The sequence below is a fragment of the Paenibacillus sp. JDR-2 genome, assembly GCF_000023585.1.
Classification (GTDB): domain Bacteria; phylum Bacillota; class Bacilli; order Paenibacillales; family Paenibacillaceae; genus Pristimantibacillus.
On the sequence record NC_012914.1, the window covers coordinates 3,234,201 to 3,254,547 of the forward strand.

18 protein-coding genes are annotated in these 20,347 nt (G+C 50.3%); 16 read left to right on the forward strand and 2 right to left on the reverse strand.

Annotation, left to right across the window (positions count from 1 at the left end; genetic code table 11):
- The first annotated feature begins 20 nt into the window (after nt 1–20).
- The 10 genes from PJDR2_RS14205 (at nt 21) to PJDR2_RS14250 (ending at nt 11,923) form a co-directional block, all read left to right on the forward strand.
- On the forward strand, nt 21–671 hold the full coding sequence (locus tag PJDR2_RS14205; RefSeq protein ID WP_015844399.1) for an urea amidolyase associated protein UAAP2: 651 nt from the start codon (nt 21–23) through the stop codon (nt 669–671).
- A 28-nt stretch (nt 672–699) separates the two neighbouring features.
- Entirely contained in the window at nt 700–4,347 is a 3,648-nt protein-coding gene (gene uca, locus PJDR2_RS14210) for an urea carboxylase (RefSeq protein WP_015844400.1), read from the forward strand.
- Nucleotides 4,344–6,107, forward strand: a complete 1,764-nt coding sequence (gene atzF, locus PJDR2_RS14215; RefSeq protein ID WP_015844401.1) for an allophanate hydrolase — start codon at nt 4,344–4,346, stop codon at nt 6,105–6,107. The genes uca and atzF overlap by 4 nt, the downstream gene beginning before the upstream one ends.
- 103 nt (nt 6,108–6,210) lie before the next feature.
- Nucleotides 6,211–6,723, forward strand: coding sequence for an AAA family ATPase (locus PJDR2_RS14220; protein WP_015844402.1), 513 nt, complete (start codon nt 6,211–6,213; stop codon nt 6,721–6,723).
- A 26-nt stretch (nt 6,724–6,749) separates the two neighbouring features.
- Nucleotides 6,750–7,265, forward strand: coding sequence for a DinB family protein (locus PJDR2_RS14225; protein ID WP_015844403.1), 516 nt, complete (start codon nt 6,750–6,752; stop codon nt 7,263–7,265).
- Between the two features lie 7 nt (nt 7,266–7,272).
- The gene (locus PJDR2_RS14230; protein WP_015844404.1) at nt 7,273–7,731 is read left to right on the forward strand and encodes a putative immunity protein; all 459 of its coding nucleotides are present in this window, start codon (nt 7,273–7,275) and stop codon (nt 7,729–7,731) included.
- 49 nt (nt 7,732–7,780) lie between these two features.
- Nucleotides 7,781–8,494, forward strand: coding sequence for an MOSC domain-containing protein (locus PJDR2_RS14235; protein WP_015844405.1), 714 nt, complete (start codon nt 7,781–7,783; stop codon nt 8,492–8,494).
- 247 nt (nt 8,495–8,741) lie between these two features.
- Nucleotides 8,742–10,754 carry a Na+/H+ antiporter gene (locus PJDR2_RS14240; protein WP_015844406.1) on the forward strand — a complete coding sequence of 671 codons (2,013 nt, stop codon included), beginning with the start codon at nt 8,742–8,744 and terminating at the stop codon, nt 10,752–10,754.
- Between the two features lie 60 nt (nt 10,755–10,814).
- Nucleotides 10,815–11,372, forward strand: a complete 558-nt coding sequence (locus PJDR2_RS14245; protein WP_015844407.1) for an NADPH-dependent FMN reductase — start codon at nt 10,815–10,817, stop codon at nt 11,370–11,372.
- 5 nt (nt 11,373–11,377) lie between these two features.
- Nucleotides 11,378–11,923, forward strand: coding sequence for a GNAT family N-acetyltransferase (locus PJDR2_RS14250; protein WP_015844408.1), 546 nt, complete (start codon nt 11,378–11,380; stop codon nt 11,921–11,923).
- Between the two features lie 217 nt (nt 11,924–12,140).
- Here PJDR2_RS14250 and PJDR2_RS14255 read toward each other — a convergent pair whose 3' ends face one another.
- The gene (locus PJDR2_RS14255) at nt 12,141–13,094 is read right to left on the reverse strand and encodes a helix-turn-helix transcriptional regulator (protein ID WP_015844409.1); all 954 of its coding nucleotides are present in this window, start codon (nt 13,092–13,094) and stop codon (nt 12,141–12,143) included.
- Nucleotides 13,095–13,258: 164 nt separating this feature from the next.
- Here PJDR2_RS14255 and modA point away from each other — a divergent pair, with 164 nt between their 5' ends.
- From modA to PJDR2_RS14280, 5 genes are all read left to right on the forward strand, one after another.
- Nucleotides 13,259–14,131 carry a molybdate ABC transporter substrate-binding protein gene (gene modA, locus PJDR2_RS14260; RefSeq protein ID WP_015844410.1) on the forward strand — a complete coding sequence of 291 codons (873 nt, stop codon included), beginning with the start codon at nt 13,259–13,261 and terminating at the stop codon, nt 14,129–14,131.
- A gap of 107 nt (nt 14,132–14,238) precedes the next feature.
- The gene (locus PJDR2_RS14265) at nt 14,239–14,619 is read left to right on the forward strand and encodes a hypothetical protein (RefSeq protein WP_015844411.1); all 381 of its coding nucleotides are present in this window, start codon (nt 14,239–14,241) and stop codon (nt 14,617–14,619) included.
- A 111-nt stretch (nt 14,620–14,730) separates the two neighbouring features.
- A complete protein-coding gene (locus tag PJDR2_RS14270) occupies nt 14,731–16,227 on the forward strand; it encodes a spore germination protein (RefSeq protein ID WP_041613450.1) in 1,497 nt (498 codons plus the stop codon).
- Between the two features lie 5 nt (nt 16,228–16,232).
- A complete protein-coding gene (locus PJDR2_RS14275; RefSeq protein ID WP_015844413.1) occupies nt 16,233–17,342 on the forward strand; it encodes a GerAB/ArcD/ProY family transporter in 1,110 nt (369 codons plus the stop codon).
- Nucleotides 17,323–18,429: a Ger(x)C family spore germination protein gene (locus PJDR2_RS14280; RefSeq protein ID WP_015844414.1), complete on the forward strand. Its 1,107-nt coding sequence runs from the start codon at nt 17,323–17,325 to the stop codon at nt 18,427–18,429. Before PJDR2_RS14275 ends, PJDR2_RS14280 begins: the two co-directional genes overlap by 20 nt.
- A 102-nt stretch (nt 18,430–18,531) precedes the next feature.
- Here PJDR2_RS14280 and PJDR2_RS14285 read toward each other — a convergent pair whose 3' ends face one another.
- Nucleotides 18,532–18,957, reverse strand: a complete 426-nt coding sequence (locus tag PJDR2_RS14285; protein WP_015844415.1) for a hypothetical protein — start codon at nt 18,955–18,957, stop codon at nt 18,532–18,534.
- Between the two features lie 156 nt (nt 18,958–19,113).
- Here PJDR2_RS14285 and PJDR2_RS14290 point away from each other — a divergent pair, with 156 nt between their 5' ends.
- Entirely contained in the window at nt 19,114–20,310 is a 1,197-nt protein-coding gene (locus PJDR2_RS14290; RefSeq protein WP_015844416.1) for an MFS transporter, read from the forward strand.
- Nucleotides 20,311–20,347: the final 37 nt, after the last annotated feature.

The following is a 20,347-nucleotide window of genomic DNA, read 5'->3' on the forward strand; positions in this document are numbered from 1 at the left end:
AAATTGAGGGGGATACACCTATGGGAAGCTTTAACCGGGTAGAAAGCACACGCTTGCCTGAGGCAGCGATATATAACGAAGTAGTACTGGCAGGGGATGGCTGGATGCATGATCTGGAGCCTGGTCAAGTGCTTCGCATCGTGGATCTGGAAGGGAATCAGGCGGCGGACACGTTGTTCTTCGATGCGGATAATCCGGAGGATCATTACAGCGCGGTCGCTACGATTACGAATCAGCAGAATATTTATTTGACGACGGGCTCGGTCCTGCTAGCCGAATCGGGCAAAGAGCTGGTGAAGATTGTTGCGGATACATGCGGCCGGCATGACACGGTTGGGGGCTCCTGCTCCGCGCAGAGCAATACGGTCCGTTACGCCCACGAGAAGCTGCACATGCATAACTGCCGGGATACGTTTATGCTGCAGCTTGCTCAGCGGGGCGAGCCCTATAACAAGCGCGATTTGGCGCCAAACGTCAACTTTTTCATGAATGTGCCGGTTACGCCGGAAGGTGGCTTGAAATTCGATGACGGCGTCTCCTCGCCGGGAGCTTACGTGGAAATGCAATCGGTCGGTCGGACTGCCGTTCTGATCAGTAATTGTCCACAGCTGAATAATCCGTGCAATGCCTATAATCCGACGCCGATTCGCGTCTTGATCTGGAACCACTAGCCATCTTGGGAGAAGAGGAGAGATTACGATGTTTACAAAAGTACTGATTGCCAACCGGGGAGCTATTGCGGTTCGAATTGAAAGAACCCTTCGCAAAATGGGAATTGCCTCCGTAGCCGTATACACGAAAGCCGACCAAGACAGCCTGCACGTTGATTTGGCCGATGAAGCGGTGCTTCTGGGTGAAGGACCTGCAAAGGAAAGCTACCTGAACGCGGAACTCATTCTGCAGATTGCCAGAGACACCGGAGCGCAAGCTATCCATCCCGGATACGGCTTCCTAAGCGAGAACGCGGATTTTGCCCGCGCCTGCCGCGAGAACGGCATTGTCTTTATTGGACCTACCCCCGAGCAGATGGAAGCCTTCGGCCTGAAGCATTCCGCCCGCGAGCTGGCCGAGAAAGCCAATGTTCCGCTCCTGCCGGGTACTCCTCTTCTGACCCAGCTGGATGAAGCCGTAGCTCATGCAGCCGAGATCGGCTATCCCGTTATTCTGAAAAGCACGGCCGGCGGCGGCGGAATCGGCATGCGGGTGTGCGAGGACGAAGAAGCGCTGCGCGCTGCCTTCGATAGCGTGCGTCATCTTGCGGAGGCTAACTTCAAGAACGGCGGCATGTTCCTCGAGAAATATATTGCGAAAGCGCGCCATGTGGAAGTACAGATTTTCGGTAACGGCAATGGCGAGGTTGTAGCCCTCGGCGAACGGGACTGCTCGGTGCAGCGCCGCAACCAGAAGGTTGTCGAAGAGAGCCCGGCACCGCAATTCCCGGAAGAGGTGCGGACCGAAATTCTCGCTTGCGCTAAACGTCTTGCGGCCGAGGCTGGATACCGCAGCGCAGGGACGGTTGAGTTCCTGTACGATCCGTCCAGCTTCAAGTTCTACTTCCTTGAGGTAAATACCCGCCTGCAGGTTGAGCATGGCGTAACGGAGGAAGTGCTTGGTCTTGATCTCGTAGAGTGGATGGTGAAGGAAGCAGCGGGAGAGCTAAGCGGCTTGGAAGCTCTTGTTCCGGAGTCTAAGGGCCATAGTATTCAGGCCCGTATCTACGCGGAGGATTGCCTGCAGGGATTCCGTCCAAGCGCAGGCCAGCTGGATCAGGCGTTATTTTCCGGTGAAGCGCGTACGGAAACTTGGGTCCGCGACGGGATTACGGTAACGACGTTGTATGATCCGATGCTCGCTAAAGTGATCGTGCATGGCGAGAACCGCGAAGATGCCATTGCCAAGCTGAAGCAGGCTTTAAACGAGACGCGTTTCTATGGCATTACGACAAATCTGCAGTATGTCCAGGCGCTGCTTGACGAGAACCAATTCGTTGCAGGCGATGTATTTACCCAGCTGTTAAACGGTTTTGCCCCGGCAGAGTCCGCGCTTGAAGTACTGGACGGCGGCGTTCAGTCGACGGTTCAGGACTACCCGGGCAGGGTTGGCCACTGGGATGTAGGCGTGCCGCCATGCGGACCGATGGATCCTCTCGCTTTCCGGATCGGCAACAAGCTGCTCGGCAATGCCGATCAGGCAAGCGGTCTTGAACTGACGCTGCGCGGCGGCTCCTATAGATTCCGTGAGAGCATGCTGTTCTGCGTAACTGGCGCCGATATGAAGCCGGCTCTGGACGACGCGGCTATTCTGATGTACACGCCGGTAAGAGCGGAACGCGGGCAAGTGCTTAGCTTCGGAGAGTCGGAGGAAGGTCTGCGTACGTACCTCCTGATCGAAGGAGGTTTTGACATGCCGCTTGTTTTGGGCAGTGCAGCAACGTTTACGCTTGGCGGCTTTGGCGGTCATGGCGGACGCGCGCTGCGAACCGGGGACGTCCTTGGCGTGAACCGCCAGCAAGGAACGGCAGAGAGCGTGGTTAAGGATCCGCTTCCCACAAAGCTTCACCCGGCTATTTCCCGCGAATGGACGATCGGCGTAATTCCGGGGCCGCATTGCACAAGCGAGTTTTTGAAGCCGGAGTATCTGGAACAGCTTGCGAATACAAGCTTCGAGGTTCACTTCAACAGCTCGAGAACCGGCGTGCGCTTGATTGGTCCGGCTCCGCTGTGGGAGAGGGAAGACGGAGGGGAAGCTGGGCTTCATCCATCCAATATTCACGATAATGCCTATGCTGTCGGAACGCTCGATTTGACCGGCGATATGCCAATCCTGCTTGGTCCGGACGGCCCTAGCCTTGGCGGCTTCGTCTGCCCGGTAACGACGGCATCGGCCGAATTCTGGAAGCTGGGCCAGCTCCATCCCGGCGATAAAGTACGCTTCCAGCTCGTAACGCTGGAAGAAGCCGAAGAGCTTCGCAAGCAGCAGGAGGAACTGCTGAATGCGATTGAGGAGGGTCTTGCGAGTGGGCTTCAAGCTGGCGGATTGCCGGCTTTACATGTTGCATTTTCGCCGGAATATCCGGTTCTGTACCGCGAGGATGCAGGGCGCAAGTTCCCGATTACCATCCGCTGCAGCGGCGACGAGAATCTGCTTGTCGAGTATGGTTCCCTGGAGCTGGATCTTCTGCTTCGCTTCCAGGTGCATGCACTTATAGAAGCTATCCGCGACAACGGCGTCATTCCGGTGTTCGATCTGACGCCTGGCGTCCGTTCGGTGCAGGTGCATATCGATGCCGCGCGGATGAGCGTCCGCGAAGCGGCCAAACAGCTCCTTGCCATTGACGGCAGCCTGCCGCCGCTCGAATCGATCCGTGTTCCGTCCCGTATTGTCCGTCTTCCTTTATCGTGGGATGATCCGGCGACGCAGCTCGCAATTGACCGCTACCAGCAGAACGTTCGCCCGGATGCGCCTTGGTGCCCGAGTAATCTGGAGTTCATCCGTCGCGTGAACGGTCTTGACAGCATCGATGATGTTCAGCGCATTGTATTTGACGCCAGTTACCTCGTGCTTGGTCTTGGCGACGTCTATCTTGGCGCACCGCTGGCTACTCCAATCGATCCGCGTCACCGGCTTGTGACAACGAAGTACAATCCGGCCCGCACCTGGACACCGGAGAATGCCGTTGGCATCGGCGGAGCTTATATGTGCGTATACGGCATGGAAGGACCTGGCGGCTACCAGTTTGTTGGACGGACGATCCAAATGTGGAACAAGCTGCGTTCGACGGAAAGCTTCAAAGCCGGCAAGCCGTGGCTGCTCCGCTTCTTCGATCAGATTCAATTCTATCCGGTTACGGCTGAGGAATTGCTGCAGCTGAGGGAGGATTTCCCGCGCGGCAGGTTCGAGGCGGATATTACGGAAACAACGTTTGATCTTGGCGAGTATCTGCAGTTCCTGGATTCCATCGAGGAAAGCGCGGATAAGTTCCGCAGCCAGCAGCAGTTAGCCTTTAATGAAGAAAGAGATCGCTGGAAGGAGCTTGGACTTGCCGAATACGTGTCGGAGCAGGATTCGGCGAAGCCTGTCAGCGATGAAGAGCTGCCTTCGGACGTGGACGCCATGAAATGCTCCATGCCGGGCAGCGTATGGAAAGTGCTTGTAAATCCGGGCGATTCCATAAAGAAAGGCGATACGCTTATCATCGTAGAATCGATGAAAATGGAGTTCTCGCAAAATGCTCCGTTTGACGGCATCATTCATTCCGTGCATGTCAAGCCGGGTGACGGCGTTAATGCCGGCCAATTGATTGTCGGCATTTCGAAACTAGTGGAAAGAGAGCTGAGCCGCATATGAGCGAACTCCAATCGTTAATGACCATTTCCTGGCTTCGCGAGCAATACGCGAACGGTGCTCTTACGCCTTCGGAAGTTGTTCAATCCATTATTGAGCGTGCCGAATCCGATAACGCAAAGAATATCTGGATAACGCCGCCGTCGCTGGCGTACATTCAGCGGTACCTAGACCGGTTGAATGAGCTGGACCGTACTTTGCTGCCGCTGTGGGGGATCCCGTTTGCGGTAAAAGACAACATCGACGTTGCCGGCATGCCCACAACGGCAGGCTGCGAGGATTATTCTTATCTGCCTTCCGCGCATGCGGCAGTCGTTGAACGTCTTATTCATGCCGGTGCAATCCCTGTCGGCAAAACCAATCTCGACCAGTTTGCAACCGGTCTCGTCGGTACCAGAAGCCCGTACGGCGATACGCATAATGCGCTGCGTCCGGAACTCATCAGCGGCGGCTCGAGCTCGGGCTCGGCCGTGGCGGTCGCTTTGGGGCAAGCGGTATTTTCCCTCGGCACGGATACGGCTGGCTCCGGCAGGGTACCCGCCGCGCTGAATAATCTGGTGGGTCTTAAACCAAGCGTTGGCGCATGGCCGAGCAAAGGGGTTGTTCCGGCTTGCGAGAGCCTGGACTGCGTGACGGTATTTGCCCATAATCTAGAGGATGCGGAGCTGGTGGACCGGGTTGTCCGCGGCATTCAGGCGGATGATCCTTGGTCGAAGGAGATAACGGTTGGTCAGCGCAAGCTCCCTGCTAAGCTGCTTCTTCCGGATGGCCCCTTGTCCTTCTATGGACCGTTTGCCGATTCGTACCGCTTGGCTTGGGAGAAATCCGTAAATAAGCTAAAGGCTTTAAAGCTTCCTGTAGAATATGTAGATATTCAATTATTCCAGGCTGCGGCAGCTTTATTATATGAAGGTCCATGGGTGGCCGAGCGCTGGTCGGCGCTCGGAAGCTTCATCGAAGCGCATCCGGGTGTGACGTTCCCGGTTACGGAAAAAGTACTCCGGGGCGCGACCAAGCCGGAATTTGACGCGGCATCCGTGTTTACCGCCTTTCACAAGCTGCAAAGCTATAAGCTGGAAGCTAAAAAGCTGCTTCAAGGCGCGGTGCTCGTCATGCCGACGGCAGGCGGGACGTGGACACGCGAACAAGTGGCGGTTGACCCGATCAGCACGAATAGCGCGATGGGGCTGTATACGAACCACTGCAATCTGCTCGATCTGAGCGCTCTTGCCGTTCCTTCCGGCGATGCGGCTCCGGAATTGCCGTTTGGCATAACGCTGTTTGCCGGGTCAGGCGAGGAAGGCATGCTATTCCGGCTTGGCGAAACCATTCGTACGGCACAAGAGCCTCAGCCATCTACGCTTGTGGCTGTATGCGGCCTTCATATGAGAGGTCTGCCGCTCGAACGCCAAATGCAGGAGCATGGGGCCGTTTTTATCCGGGAGGACCGGACGTCACCGTCTTATAAACTGATGAAGCTGCAGACGGTCCCTTCAAAGCCGGGGCTTCTGAAGCTTCCGCAAGGCGGGGCGTCCATTGAAGTAGAAGTGTGGGAGATGCCGATTGCCACATTCGGAGCCTTTACGGCTGCTATACCGGCTCCGCTTGGAATTGGCAAAGTCGAGCTCGAGGATGGCAGCATCGTGCCGGGCTTTATCTGCGAGGCTTTCGGGACGGTTGATGCTGAGGATATTACTTCCTATGGAGGCTGGAGAAAAGCGCTTGCCGCCATTGCAGAAGCGAAAGCGGAAGCAACGCTGTAGCTCGATTGACTCCAAGAATAGCCAACTATTATAATTTAAGAAGACAGACGCACTTATCCTTGATGGAAAGTGCGTTTTCTTTTTCCGGGAGGGGAGACTCGTCATGAATCATGTTTATATTATTTCCGGTCCTGCAGGAGTAGGGAAGTCCACGACATCGAAGCAGCTTGTGCAACGCTTCTCGGATTCTGCGTATATTTCCGGTGACTATATTAGCCATCTGCATGTAAAAGGCAGGCAAAAGCCTTGGGAGAGCCAAGAAGAACTTGCGCTTATTTGGACAAACCTATTGGCATTGACCCGCAACTTTCTTGCTCAAGGTATTGATGTCGTAATCGACTATGTGACTTTTCCGAATGAAGCGTTACGGTTGAAGGAACAGCTGGGAGGGACCTTGGCGAACGTTTCCTATGTTGTGCTATGGACGGATCGGGAAACGCTGCTGACCCGGGATCAAACGCGGCTTCCCGAGCACCGGATGGGAGAACGCTGCCTAATATTAATGAACGAATTCCTTGAATCGGGAGTTGAGAATCGGCATATTGTTAATAACAACAACCGCTCAATTGAACAGGTCATAGAGATGATTATCGCAGACGAACGGTATATACTGTAGGTAGGGCGTGCATAAAGAGGTGGCCAATGAAAGGTCTGGAAGTTATTTATACTTATATGGAAAGGCTTGATCAGTATACAATAGAACAATTACGTTACCGGATAAAGCCCGGAACCTGGTCCCTCGGTCAGGTCTATTCGCATATCGTTGATGTTGCTCTTGAATATCTGGACAATATCAGGCAATGCGACGAGTCCTGCAGCGAGCAGCCGAGCGGCAAAACGGAAGCAGGCGAGAGATTGTTCGAAGAGGGCGCTTTTCCGCCGGTAAAGATCAAATTGCCCGAAGGTATGGAATACAGTCCAGACGATGTAAAAAACAAAGAAGATCATCTTTTTGATTTGAATCAATTAATAGATAACATGAGAGTTTGGGATTTGCGGATTGCCGCCATCCATCCCCTTTATAAGGTGAGACACGGCGGATTTGGCTGGTTGAATGCCAGAGAGTGGCATGATCTGATTGAGATGCATACCCGTCATCATTTACGACAAATAAAGGAGATCGAAGAACAATGGAACAAAGTGACAGTCGACAGGTGAGCACAATATGAAAGGGCTAATTGATCCGGACAGACGAATCGCAGACCTGGTCAAACAAGTCGATCATCGCGTCCTGGCTTTATGGGCGGCGGATTGTGCCGATCGGGCCCGTCCATGCTTCGAAATTGTCCTCTCCGAGGATAACCGCATGCAGGAGGCTATTCTTGCAGCCCGCGCCTGGTCGCGCGGCGAGCTTCCGATGTCCTCCGCGCGCAAAGCGGCGTCTGCAGCGCATACCGCTGCACGCGATGTCATTACAGCTAGCAGCGCAGCATCCCGAGCCGCACGGGCAGCCGGTCATGCGGCAGCAACTGCCCATGTTGCCAGTCATGCCGTACATGCCGCGTCTTACGCGGCTACGGCTATCCGGGATCGGGCAGATAAAGCGCAAGCCAAGCTGATCGCCGATCAGGAGCGGGAATGGCAATATATGCGCCTTGTTGAACTGCTTGAGCAATTAAGATAAAGCTTTCTATTATTTAATCTATAATGCTGGGACAAAGGGGCATTAGAACGTGCAGATCGGCGAGATTCAGGAACTATACAGATATCCGGTAAAATCGTTTGCAGGTGAGAAGCTTGAGGATTGCGTAATCGAAGAGTATGGCATGCTCGGAGACAGGTTTGTCACCTTTTACGATGAGACGAAGAAGGATTGGTATAAATACATAACGGCAAGGAACATACCCAATCTATTGAACTATCAGGCGTCGTTCCAGGATGGGGAAATCCGGATTACGGGACCTGACGGACAAGAGTACGGCTGGGATGAACGATTACTGGAAGAGATCCAGAGCCAGACGAAGACAAGGCTGACGATGTCGGCTATGAAAGAAGCGCATCCCGAGCATCCGCAGCTGTTGTCCGTCGACGGAGCGAGTATTCTGATCATTACGGACAGCTCCTTGAACAAGCTTCAGCAGACTTGGGGCAAGGAGCTTGACGAGCGCCGTTTCCGTGCCAACTTCGTGGTTAAGGTCGCGGAAGACACGATTACAGAAGGCGATTGGATCGGCCGCAGGCTGACGATTGGCGATGTGCAGCTGCAGGTCGACAGCTTCTGCCAGCGCTGCGTGCTGATTACCATGAATCCGGATACCCAGGTGAAAGACCCAACTTTGCTTCGAAAAGTGAACGAAGAGTTTAATCTGCATTTTGGCGTATATGCTTCAGTCGTGAAGACCGGTACAATCAAGCAAGGTGATAAGGTTTTGCTGGCGGCAGAATAATAATGGTGGAAACCACGGGTATCCGTGGTTTCTTTTTTGTTGCGTTTGTTAGTGATTAGCACAGAATGAAAAAACCTCCTGTAGTGTATGCTAATTCCGTATTACAGCTGCACTGGTTCAAGTGAATAGATTGCGGGTAATGCACGTATAGATGATGCGTCAATTGCAGGTAGAAGAAAGAACGGAGGGGATCGATCGCAATAAGCGGCTGATCCCTTTTGTAATAGAAATGGATGGAGGAACCCGCTTGGAAATCTTTGTTATCGTACTCGTCATGCTTGTCCTGATTGGCGTGTCCAATGTCATTTATCGTTTTATTCCATTCGTGCCGGTTCCGCTTATCCAGATTGCGCTCGGAGCTGTAATTGCCGTTATTCCGATTGGGTTCCATCTGCATCTGGAGCCGGAACTATTCTTTATCCTGTTCATCGCACCGCTCTTGTACAACGACGGAAGAAATACACCGCGCGATGAGCTATGGCGGTTGCGTGCTCCCATTCTGCTGCTGTCCGTAGGGCTGGTGTTCGCAACGGTAGTTGTGGTTGGCTATACGATTCACTGGATGATTCCGACCATTCCTATTGCTGCTGCCTTTGGTCTTGCGGCTATTTTGTCTCCAACGGATGCGGTTGCCGTTGGCGCCCTAGCCGGACGGATTCAGCTGCCCAAAAGCTTGATGCGCTTATTGGAAGGCGAAGCCCTGATGAATGATGCATCCGGTCTTGTTGCCTTCAAATTCGCCATCGCTGCAGCCATGACAGGAGTATTCTCGCTGCATAAAGCAACGTTCAGCTTTATTGTTATTGCTGTCGGCGGACTGCTCATTGGGGCAGTGCTTGCTTTTCTAATCATTGGAATCCGGCAGCTGCTTAGAAGGGCAGGACTGGAGGACGAGACGATGCATATGCTGCTGCAGCTCGTTACGCCGTTTCTGCTCTATCTAATCGCGGAAGAACTGGGCGTATCCGGTATCCTAGCGGCAGTGGCCGGCGGAATTGTCCATGCCATAGAGGATGACCGGGTTGATCACAGCATGCCAAGGCTGAAGGCTGTATCGGTCAATACCTGGTCGGTAATCCTGTTTATCTTAAACGGGCTTGTCTTTGTTATTTTAGGTCTTCAAATCCCGCAGGTCACCTCGGTAATCTTCAAGGATCCTGACTTTAATAACGGAGTCGTCATTGGTTATGCGATCGTTATTTTTGTGCTGCTGCTGGTGCTCCGGTTCGTCTGGACCTTCCTGTTCACCTGGTTTGGAAAAGATAAGCTCAGTCTCAAAGTCATTGTTCTTACGACGGTTTCCGGTGTAAGGGGAGCCGTAACGCTCGCAGGTGCTTTTTCGATACCGTTGGTGCTCAATAACAGTAATCCCTTCCCTCAAAGGGATTTGATTATTTTTCTCGCCGCCTTTATTATTCTGCTGTCGCTTCTGACGGCCAGTATCCTGCTTCCGTTAATCGCGAAGAAACGAATGATTGCGGATGAATCGGAGAAGGCCCATGAGGAACGGGAATGGCAGATGAAGGTGCTGGGAGCTGCTATCCGCCATCTGGAGCGGGTAAACCATGAGGCGAATGAAGAGGCGATAGAGTCCGTCATTGCCGAGTACCGCAGGATGATCCTGGAGCTGGAGATGCGCGAGAACCAGAACAGACCGCTGCCCCGCCGCCGTCAGCAGGAGCTCGAGATGCGGATTGTAGCGCTCGATATCGAACGGAAATATGTAAATGAGCAGCTGGAGAAGGGCAGCATCAGCGAGAAGCATGCGAATTTCTACTATAAAATGCTGGATCAGATCGAGCTTATCTTGGCTAACCGGCTCCATTTGTGGCGTATGGTATTGAAAGGAATATGGAGCAAAGTGAAAGCGAACTTCACTAGCGCAGGCCGAAAATTAGCATTCTCCGAGGCCGATATCGCAACGCTTCGCGGACTAAGACTGCAATGCTCGGAGGCGGTACTTGAAGAGATGGATGCCAGATGCCAGCCCGATACAAAAGACGATCCGACGGAATGCGTAACGGCGTATTATCATCAGATTATTAAACGGATGAAGGCGATGCCGATCCATTCGAGGAATAAGACTCATGACTTTAATGAAGCGCGAAAAGAGATGCACTGGATTGCGATCCAGGCCGAAAGGGATGAGGTTCAGACCTTGTACGAGAAAGGAACCATCGACCGGGAGCTGGCTTCAAATCTGCGGCGGCATATCCGTGACCGCGAGGCGGCTATGTACGAGGAGGATGAAATCGGTTAATCTTAAAGTTGTGCCGTATTTTGCACAGTATACTTTAAGATTGAAGGAGAGATGCACATCATGACGCAGTCCTATCATATTGTTGGCCTGACAGGCAGCTTGCGCAAAGCTTCCCTGAACAAAACGCTGTTAAAAAACGCGGCGGTGTTTTTACCTGAGAACTATACATACACGTACGCCAACCTTGGCGATCTGCCGCTTTATAATCAGGATCTCGAGGAGGATCTGCCGGAATCCGTCAAGCAGTTCGCCGAGCTGTGCAGCTCTGCAGACGGCTTCTTGATCAGTACTCCCGAATATAACGGACTAATTACCGGCGTGCTCAAGAACGCACTCGATTGGGTATCCCGGAAAAATATCGGCGCGCCGCTTGCGACGAAGCCGGTTGCCGTTATGGGTGCTTCATCCGGCCCGAGCGGCACGGCAAGAGCGCAAACGAATATGCGCCAGCTGATTTTTGCGCTTGATATGGATCCGGTAAACCGTCCGGAGCTAAAGCTTGCCCAGGCGCATTTGAAGTTTGACGATGACGGCCGGTTAACGGACTTTGCTACCTTGCAGGTGCTGCAGCAATTAATGGACAAATTCGTCCATAAAGTTGAACGTTCGAAGGAATAGCGGAAATGAGAAATAACAACGGGATTTATTTGCGGATGCTTGAGCCTGGCGACATAAAACCGCTGCTTGAGCTGAAGCTGCGGAATCGTATATTCTTTCAGCCTTTTGAGCCCATACGTGATGAGAAGCATTATACGCTGGAGGAGCAGGGTAAGGAAATCGGTAACGGAATTTCCGCTGCACAGCAGGGACAGGCTTACTTTTACGGAATATTCCTGACGGAAACGGATGAGCTGATTGGCCGGATTGCCCTGACAGGCGTGTCCCGCGGCGTGTTCCAGAATGCGTACATGGGCTACTTTATCGATCAGGCTCATAACGGCCAAGGTTATGCGACATCAGCCGTTTCGGCAGTTGTAAGCGAAGCCTTTGAGGAGCTTCAGCTGCATCGTATTCAAGCGGGTGTAATGCCAAAAAACGAGCGTTCCATCCGCGTACTCCAAAAGGCAGGCTTCAGACAAGAAGGCTTAGCCCGGCGTTACCTAAAAATAAATGGTCAATGGGAAGACCATCTCTTATTTGCAATCACGAAAGAAGACATCTCTAACTAAAAAAGCGGCTGTGCAGTAGTAATTCTGCGCAGCCGCCTTTTTCTTATTCCCTCAAAAGGTTAAAAGAAAACGGAGCATTTCGAATGATTCTGGAGAAGCGATAGCGCTCGCTTTTGCTCGTGGACTCCAACGATATAACCTAATTAAAGGAATCCACGAGCAACGGCGATCGGAAGAACATTCAAAATACGCAGTTTGCCCTTTTAACCGCAAACTCTCATGTTTCAAACAAAACCTGTCCCGTCAATGACAAATCATAACCGGAAACGGAACGAAGCTCATTTTGAAAAGCAGGGGAGTTAATGATGCCCTGGACGGCTGCAATCCACGCCATATTCTCCGGCTTCTTCAGCAGCACCAGATCATATTGCTCTTGAATGAGCGGAATAAAGTCCACATTGCCCACGATATTAGCTGCTTTCTCAATGCCAACCCCAACATCGGCTTCCCCCGATGCAACCTTCCCGGCGACACCGATATGATTGCTTTCCTCATGTTCATAGCCGGTAAGCTGTTCAGCCTTTATTCCGTGGAGCCTCAGCTGTTCGTCGAGCAGAACCCGGGCACCGGAGCCTTTCTCCCGGTTTACGAACCGGAGGCCTGGTCGTCCAAGATCCGCCCAGCCGCCAAGCTGGAGAGGATTTCCCTTGGCAACATACAAGCCTGCGCGGCGCTTGAGTAAATGAACTACTTTATAAGAGGAGCCAATCAATAATCTCCTGACGTAGGGGAGGTTGTATTCGCCCGATTCGCCATCCAGCAGATGAGTGCTGACAATATCCGATTCTCCTTTATACATGGATATCAGGCTATCCAGACTGCCGACATAAGAGCGTAAGGGACGGATGCCCGGTATATGTTTTTCCATATGCTTCGCAAGCAGATCCAGGCTTACATCTTGACCGGTAATGACAATCGGGCGGCTGCTTCCGACGGGAAAGCTATTCGCGGACTGTGCAATAGGATGTATGGGTGCGGAAAATTCCGTTCCTTTTCCCGCGTTTTTTGTTTTAAGTTTATAGGCTTCAAGATCCGATGCATCGACCCGCATCTGCTTGCCGACACGGTAGGAAGGCAGATCGCCTTTCTTGATCAAATCATAGACGGTTAGCTTGGATACTTTAAGAATCTGGGCGATTTCTTCGGTTGTATAGGAAATATCATCGGCCATTAAAGTCTTCACCTTCAATTCAACGGTTTGGCCATATTGTAACATAACATACAACTCTATTGTGCTTCGGAAACAAAAAGTCAATTTTCTATTGGATTGTATAGTGATGTATGATATAAACTAGTTATAAATAGATATAAACAGATATATTTGGAGGAGATCGGATGAGCAGAAAGTTTAAAAGCAGTTTGGTTTTATTAGGTCTGGCTATTATGGTGCTTGTTATGGCGGCTTGCGGCAACAACAATACAGCTGCTAATAACGCAACCAGTACCAACGCAGCAGGCAGCAATGCCAGCACAAGCACAGCTAATACTACAAAAAATGAACCTCAAACGAAGGTTGAGCTTACCATATCCGCTGCGGCCAGCTTGACGGATGCGCTTAACGACATTCAGAAAACGTACGAGGAGAAAAATCCGAATGTGAAGCTGAATTTCAACTTTGGCGCTTCGGGCGCTCTGCAGCAGCAAATTGAACAAGGAGCTCCGGCCGATCTGTTCCTGTCCGCTGCCGCGAAGAACTTGAAGGCACTGGTTGACAAGCAGCTTATTGATACGGACAAACAAACGAACCTGCTCAGCAACGAGCTTGTTGTAGTCGTTCCGGCAGATGGCGGCGTTGCGCTTGCAACGGAAGCTGATCTGACCAAAGCGGATGTGAAGCATGTAGCGATCGGTATTCCGGAGAGCGTTCCGGCCGGCAATTACGCGAAAGAATCGTTAACCAATGCGAAGCTGTGGGATTCTCTGCAATCCAAATCCGTGCAAGGCAAGGACGTTAGACAAGTGCTTCAATATGTAGAGACAGGCAACGCGGACGCAGGCTTTGTGTATAAGACGGATGCTTTAACTTCGGATAAAGTGAAGATCGCGTTTAATGTGGATCCGGCAACCTACACGGCCATCCAGTATCCGATCGGAATCGTGAAAGCAACGAAACACAGCAAGGAAGCGGAGGATTTCTACACGTATTTGCAATCGCAGGAAACGCTTGACGTGTTCGTGAAATACGGCTTCTCCGTACCTGCAAAATAATAGATTTAACAAAAAGAACGGGCAGCCCCCGTTCTTTTTCTTTTGGTTTGTTTTACGGGGGATGCAAATCGGATTAAACTGGAAATTAGTGAGAAGAGGAGGTATTCATGCGTAAAGTTTTGGTTGCCGCGGTTATTATGTTTGTTCTTGCAGTTATGGTTTTATCCCGTAAGGGTGAGGAAGGTTTTCGAATTACGGTCCACAATCATTTGGATCAGGAAATTAACCAGCTGACTCTTGTTTATCCCAAAGGTTCGCAAATATTTAAGATGGAGGCTCATTCGGAGCAAAAGCTCCATGTCATGCCTAAAAATTTCGGAGAAGGCTCCATAACCCTGCTGTATGAGGATAAGCTTACGAAACAGGAAATCACGATTTTTGGCTATATCGAAAATAATTACAGAGGAAAAGCCGACGTTACCATTGATTCGAAAGCGGAGAACGGTGAACTGCAGGTCGCGGTGAAAACAGAGGACCATCTTTATTAAGCTAAATAACTTAGGTTAGAAACCGCGATCTCGGATCGTGGTTTTTTTTGGTTAATTTTCAGGAAGATTATGCAAACTAAGATTTATTCTATCCTTGGCAGAGGTGTGCGGATGACTTTTTCTAAAACATTGCGAAACATGATCGTTAAGGAATCGGGGAACAATTCCGATCCGAACAAGCAGCCTCCACCCGAACAGGACTCCCAGCCGCCAACGCTCGCGCACACGCTTGATGAGTTTAAAGAATGCAGCGACATTACGCACCGCACGTTCCCGGATTATCAGGTTGACCTTGTGTACTTCGATCAATTGACGGACAAGGATAAGCTTAGCCGGCATATTTTGTCTCCTCTGCTTAGCGGAAGCGGTGAGGAAATCGCCATGATGCTAAAGCATTTGCAATCCTTCAAAACAACCAGCAGCAAGACGTTAATTCTGGATGTATTGTCCGGCGGCATAGCCGTATTTAATGGCCCGGATGCATATGTTTTTGATGTTTTCAGCCCGGAATCAAGAGCGATCAGCCAATCCGAAACGGAGACGGTTATTACCGGCCCGCATGATGCTTTTACGGAGCAAATCAATACAAGTCTTGCCATGATTCGCGCCAGGCTCAAGAGCTCCCATCTAAAGGTGATTAAGCTGTCGGTTGGCGAGATTACCAAGACGGATGTGTATTTGCTCTATGTGAAGGATATCGTCAATATGAAGTTTGTTGAAGAGGCGAAAACACGGATTCAGAAGATCGAGGTTGACGCTATTCTCGATACGAATATGCTCATTCAATACATGGATGACAATAAATACTCGATATTTCCGCAGTATCTGACTTCGGAGCGACCGGACGCCATTGTCTCGAAGCTCGTTGCCGGACGCGTAGCGGGCCTTGTGGATGGAAGCCCGTCCGCACTTTCATTGCCGACTTCGTTTTTCGAGTTTTTCTCTTCGTCCGACGATTATTATCAGCGATGGATATTGGGCAGCGCGATCAGACTGCTCCGCTTCATTGCGTTTCTTATTACGATTAGCTTTACTGCCCTATATGTATCCGTTACGACGTTTCATTACGAGATGATCCCGGAGAATCTGCTGATGACGCTTACCGAATCCAGGACGAGAGTACCTTTTCCGCCGTTATATGAAGCCTTGCTCATGGAGGTTACGATAGAACTGCTGCGTGAGGCAGGGGCCAGACTTCCAACCAAGATCGGCCAGACCATTGGCATCGTTGGCGGTATCGTAATCGGGCAAGCGGCCGTACAGGCTGGGCTAACCAGTAACATCCTGATCATCGCCGTCGCTTCATCGGCGATTGCCTCGTTCGTCATTCCGAGCTATGTAATGAGCGCATCGATCCGCTTAATCCGGTTTGGCCTTATTTTATTGACTGGCTTCTTGGGCAATTTTGGACTGGTGGTTGGCATTGCGGCTATCGTCATTCACTTAAGCGGACTGACCAGCATGGGATCTTCTTACCTTAATCCTGTTGCTCCGTTTGAGCCAAAGGACTGGAAGGATATTTTCATTCGCGCTCCGTTCCAGTGGTTGCGTGAGAGACCATCACAGAGCGCTTCCCCTAACATGGTGCGAAATAAAACCAAGGAGTGATTGCCATGAATACCGAGACGAAGGAGAAGCTTTCCCCGTTCCATACCACAATCCTCGTCTATATGATTCAAACCGGTGTGATGGCGCTAATCCTTCCTCAGTTGCTTGCAGAGACATTTGGAACAAACGGATGGATTACGGTACTGGGATTTGGGCTAATAGCGGCCGTAAATATCCTCTTGATTGGTGCGGTATATAAGCTTGGGAAAGGACGTTCGATCTTTCAGATTCTGGAGCAGTCGATCCCCAAGTTTCTGCTCGTGCCGGTTTATTTGGCTATTGCTTTGAATTGCGCGATGCTTGGATGTATGGCCGGGAAGGAGTATATTCTTATCTTCCAAATGTATGCCTTTCCGACCACAAATCCGATGGAATTCAAGCTGATCATGGATGCCTTAGTCTTTTGGCTGCTGACAAAGGGCTTGTATAACATCTCGAAGGCTTCCACCGTCTTCTTTTGGTTGTTCGCGTGGATGTTTTTGCTGCTGTTCTTTTTCTATTCGGACTTTAACTGGTCAAGATTAACGCCTTTTCTATTCAAGGGAGGACATTTCAGTTACCTGGAAAGCCTCGATATTTATTCATCGTTTCTTGGTTACGAGGTCCTTCTTCTTGCGTTTGGTTATATGAATCAGAGGACGAAATTTGTAAAGTCTGCCTTGATCGGCAACGGCATGACAACTTTCACTTATTTTTATCTTTCCATCGTTACCTTTGGAGTCTATAGTCTCGAGCAGTTGAAAAACAAAGCTTTTCCCGTTCTTGAAATGTTAGCCTATATCCGGTTTCCCTTTATTGAAAGGATGGAAAATTTACTGTACGGTTTCATTTTGTTTACCGCCCTATTCTCCATTGTTATGTATGAGTGGTGTGCATTGGAAATGGTCAAGCAATCCTTCCCCAAGCTGAAAGGCAATTTCCTTGCGTTTATACTTGTGATGACATGTTACTTGATCGCCTTCATACCGGACACGCTTAACGAGGTGGGGGATTGGCTTAGTACGTTAAGTTTGATTGAATGCGGCATTGCATTTGGCTTGCCCGTAATACTGCTTATTGTACTTATGTTTCAGAATATGGGGAGTAGTCCTGCTCATGAAAAAAATGCGAATTAGCTTGCTTGCGTTGGTTATGCTTATTGTGCTTCCTGGCTGCGATTACCGGATTTTGGAAAGAATCGGTTTTACCTATGCGGCCAGCTATGACACCGCTCCGGAAGATCAGGTGGAAATTGCCATCAGCGTGCCAAGAGCGGAGCCAACGATTAAATTAAAGAGGGAAATCCATTCCGCAGTTGGCAGAAGCTCGAAGGATGCGAGAGTTAAATTTTCCAATGAGACAGACTTGCTGCTTGTTAACGGCCAGATTCGCGTGCTGCTTTATTCGGATGCTCTCGCGCGTAAAGACTTGTCCAATGAAATCAACAGTGTTCTGAGGGATACGTCAATCTCACCGCTCGTTAAAATCACGTTGGTAAGCGGCAATGCAAAAGATTTGCTGGTCAAAGATTACAAGCAGCATCTTTCCACCGACAAATACATTAACCGCCTGTTAGAAAAATCGAGTAGCAACCATCGTATTCCGAAGACAACCCTATACGAGTTTGAAAGGGATTATTACGATGACGGGATTGATCCAGTCGCTCCTGTTCTGAAGGAAGTGGGCAATGATATTTCGGTCGATGGCATAGGGTTATTTCAGGATTATAAATACGTTGCCAAAATTCCTAACAAGGATTCCTTGTTATTTGCGATCTTGCGGGGTAATTTCAAGAAAGGGGATATGAGCCTGGATCTCGGGAGAAGCGAAGAAAAAGGTTCTCTTGAATTTATCATGTTTTCTTCCGTTCTCAGCGATCGAAAGGTACATGTCGAACATAAAGCAGGCGGAACGATTCATGTATCTATAAACGGTCATATCAGAGGTTCTGTTCATGAATACATCGGGAACAAGAAGTTAAGCAATGATGCACAGCGGCATGAGGTGGAGAGCAAGGTTTCGGAAATTTTGTCGGCTAGAGCAAATCGACTGATCAAGCAGTTGCAACAGCATAAAGTGGACAGCCTGGGCATCGGTATCTATGTCCGCAACAGCATGAAATACGAGGCGTGGAAGAAGCTGGACTGGCGCGAGGAGTACCCAAAAGTCGAGATCGACTGCAAGCTGCATTTTAAAGCGAAGGATTATGGGAAAATGAGGTAGTCCGGAAACATTTCAACGGTTGCCGGCCGGAACGATTATTGTCCGGTAAAACAAACAACAAGCCCGCTGTAGGCACCAGCCTGCAGCGGGCTTGTTTGTGTCTTATTGCATCGAGCGGTATGGCGTCGAATGCATGCCGTCGTTTTGGGAGTTGAAGTTCGAATAAGAATGTTGTGGCTGTTGCGATGCATATCCCGTGTTGTAGGACGGAGTATGGGTATTAAAGGATTGCGAAACCGAAGAGTTGAATTGCGTGTGAATCATATTCTCCACTTGTCTGCATATTTGCGATACTTGCTGAAGCTGCTGAATAGCGGTTTGGTGGCCTTGGAGAGCGGTTTGGATGATTTGAGCTGCTTTTTGCTCGCGTGCCGCAAGCTCTTCAAGACGTTGCGCATTTTGCTGTTCTTGCTGAAGCAGCATTTGATAATTTTGGCTGGCTTGTTGCGTTTGGTTAACCAGCTGTTGAATCACTTGCTCACATTGATGAAGGGATTGGCTTGCTTGATTGTTGTTTGCGAACTGCATGTTGTTGAATTCCTCCTTTGGTTTGACGAACACGTATATAGTCCCTTACGGCTTGATTACTATTCAAATTTTTAAGCCGTAATAAATTGAATTGGAAAGGACCATTCTAATAGGCGGTGCTCAATTTAATCCCGACTGGTTTACTTGGAGGAAGTAATGGAAAAAAAGAAGCGATTAGATTTGGCTTCCATCGCAACAATTCCTTTAACGATGACTTTGGCAAATTCAATTTTGATCCCCGTTCTTCCTTCCATGCAGAAAGCAATGGGAATAACCACGGTACAATCCAGTTTGTTAATTACGGCTTATGCGGCTGTAGCGATCTTGTTTATTCCGATTGCGGGATATCTGTCAGACCGCATCGGAAGGAAAAAAGTGATTCTGCCTGGGCTGCTGCTGGTTGCGGCGGCAGGCGCCTTTTGCGGCTTTGCCGCTGTTTCGTTTAATAAACCATACGCTCTTGTTATGACGGGGAGGTTATTTCAGGGATTGGGAGCGGCAGGCTGCTTTCCGGTTGTGCTTCCGCTTGTCGGGGACTTATTTAAGAAGGAAGAAGATGTGAGCAACGGCCTTGGCCTTGTTGAAACAGCAAATACGTTCGGCAAAGTTCTTGCCCCGATTATTGGATCGGCGTTAGCTATATGGACCTGGTATATGCCATTTTGGTTCATTCCGGTATTCAGTCTGATCTCATTCCTATTAGTTGCTATATGGGTTAAAGCTCCAAAAGATAAAAAGCCGGCTGTTCCGTTTGGACAGTTTGTACGGGATGTTATTTCCTTATTCCGGGAGAAGGGGAGATGGATTTGGGGCGTGTACGTGGCGGGCGGAATCAATATGTTCGCGATCTTTGCCTCTTTGTTTTATTTGTCGGAGATTCTTGAGGAACGAGGAAGTCACGGGATTTTGAAAGGCTGCCTCGTTGCTATTCCGCTCGCAGCCTTGTGTTCCACCTCGTGGGCGATCGGCAAATGGATCGGCCAGAATAAGAAGCTGATGAAGTGGATTAGCGTCATCGGTTTTATTGAGGCAGGAGGCAGCCTGTTATTCCTGGCATTTGGGGGACGCGGTTCTCTGTGGTTCATTATTATTATCCTGTTCGCAGGCTCCATTGGACTTGGGGCTGCATTGCCCAGCCTCGATGCCCTGCTGACGGAAGGAATTGAGAAGGAACAGCGTGGCACGGTCACCTCCTTTTACAGCAGTATCCGGTTTCTAGGGGTTGCGGCGGGACCTCCCTTGGCGGCTTTGCTTATTGAGCACTCGAAATCCTCTTTATTCTGGCTATTAACGGTTTGCTGTGCTGCAGCTGCTCTTATTGCGCTATTTACGATAAAGCCAAAGCAAGGTTAAAACGTTATATCCGGCCGTATCCCTTCATACCTTCTAA

What these genes read in the sequence shown, in the direction of transcription:
- PJDR2_RS14205 (WP_015844399.1), top strand. Translation starts at nt 21, where the DNA reads ATGGGAAGCTTTAACCGGGTAGAAAGCACACGCTTGCCTGAGGCAGCG.
- uca (WP_015844400.1), top strand. Translation starts at nt 700, where the DNA reads ATGTTTACAAAAGTACTGATTGCCAACCGGGGAGCTATTGCGGTTCGA.
- atzF (WP_015844401.1), top strand. Translation starts at nt 4,344, where the DNA reads ATGAGCGAACTCCAATCGTTAATGACCATTTCCTGGCTTCGCGAGCAA.
- PJDR2_RS14220 (WP_015844402.1), top strand. Translation starts at nt 6,211, where the DNA reads ATGAATCATGTTTATATTATTTCCGGTCCTGCAGGAGTAGGGAAGTCC.
- PJDR2_RS14225 (WP_015844403.1), top strand. Translation starts at nt 6,750, where the DNA reads ATGAAAGGTCTGGAAGTTATTTATACTTATATGGAAAGGCTTGATCAG.
- PJDR2_RS14230 (WP_015844404.1), top strand. Translation starts at nt 7,273, where the DNA reads ATGAAAGGGCTAATTGATCCGGACAGACGAATCGCAGACCTGGTCAAA.
- PJDR2_RS14245 (WP_015844407.1), top strand. Translation starts at nt 10,815, where the DNA reads ATGACGCAGTCCTATCATATTGTTGGCCTGACAGGCAGCTTGCGCAAA.
- PJDR2_RS14250 (WP_015844408.1), top strand. Translation starts at nt 11,378, where the DNA reads ATGAGAAATAACAACGGGATTTATTTGCGGATGCTTGAGCCTGGCGAC.
- PJDR2_RS14255 (WP_015844409.1), bottom strand. Translation starts at nt 13,094, where the DNA reads ATGGCCGATGATATTTCCTATACAACCGAAGAAATCGCCCAGATTCTT.
- modA (WP_015844410.1), top strand. Translation starts at nt 13,259, where the DNA reads ATGAGCAGAAAGTTTAAAAGCAGTTTGGTTTTATTAGGTCTGGCTATT.
- PJDR2_RS14265 (WP_015844411.1), top strand. Translation starts at nt 14,239, where the DNA reads ATGCGTAAAGTTTTGGTTGCCGCGGTTATTATGTTTGTTCTTGCAGTT.
- PJDR2_RS14270 (WP_041613450.1), top strand. Translation starts at nt 14,731, where the DNA reads ATGACTTTTTCTAAAACATTGCGAAACATGATCGTTAAGGAATCGGGG.
- PJDR2_RS14275 (WP_015844413.1), top strand. Translation starts at nt 16,233, where the DNA reads ATGAATACCGAGACGAAGGAGAAGCTTTCCCCGTTCCATACCACAATC.
- PJDR2_RS14280 (WP_015844414.1), top strand. Translation starts at nt 17,323, where the DNA reads ATGAAAAAAATGCGAATTAGCTTGCTTGCGTTGGTTATGCTTATTGTG.
- PJDR2_RS14285 (WP_015844415.1), bottom strand. Translation starts at nt 18,957, where the DNA reads ATGCAGTTCGCAAACAACAATCAAGCAAGCCAATCCCTTCATCAATGT.
- PJDR2_RS14290 (WP_015844416.1), top strand. Translation starts at nt 19,114, where the DNA reads ATGGAAAAAAAGAAGCGATTAGATTTGGCTTCCATCGCAACAATTCCT.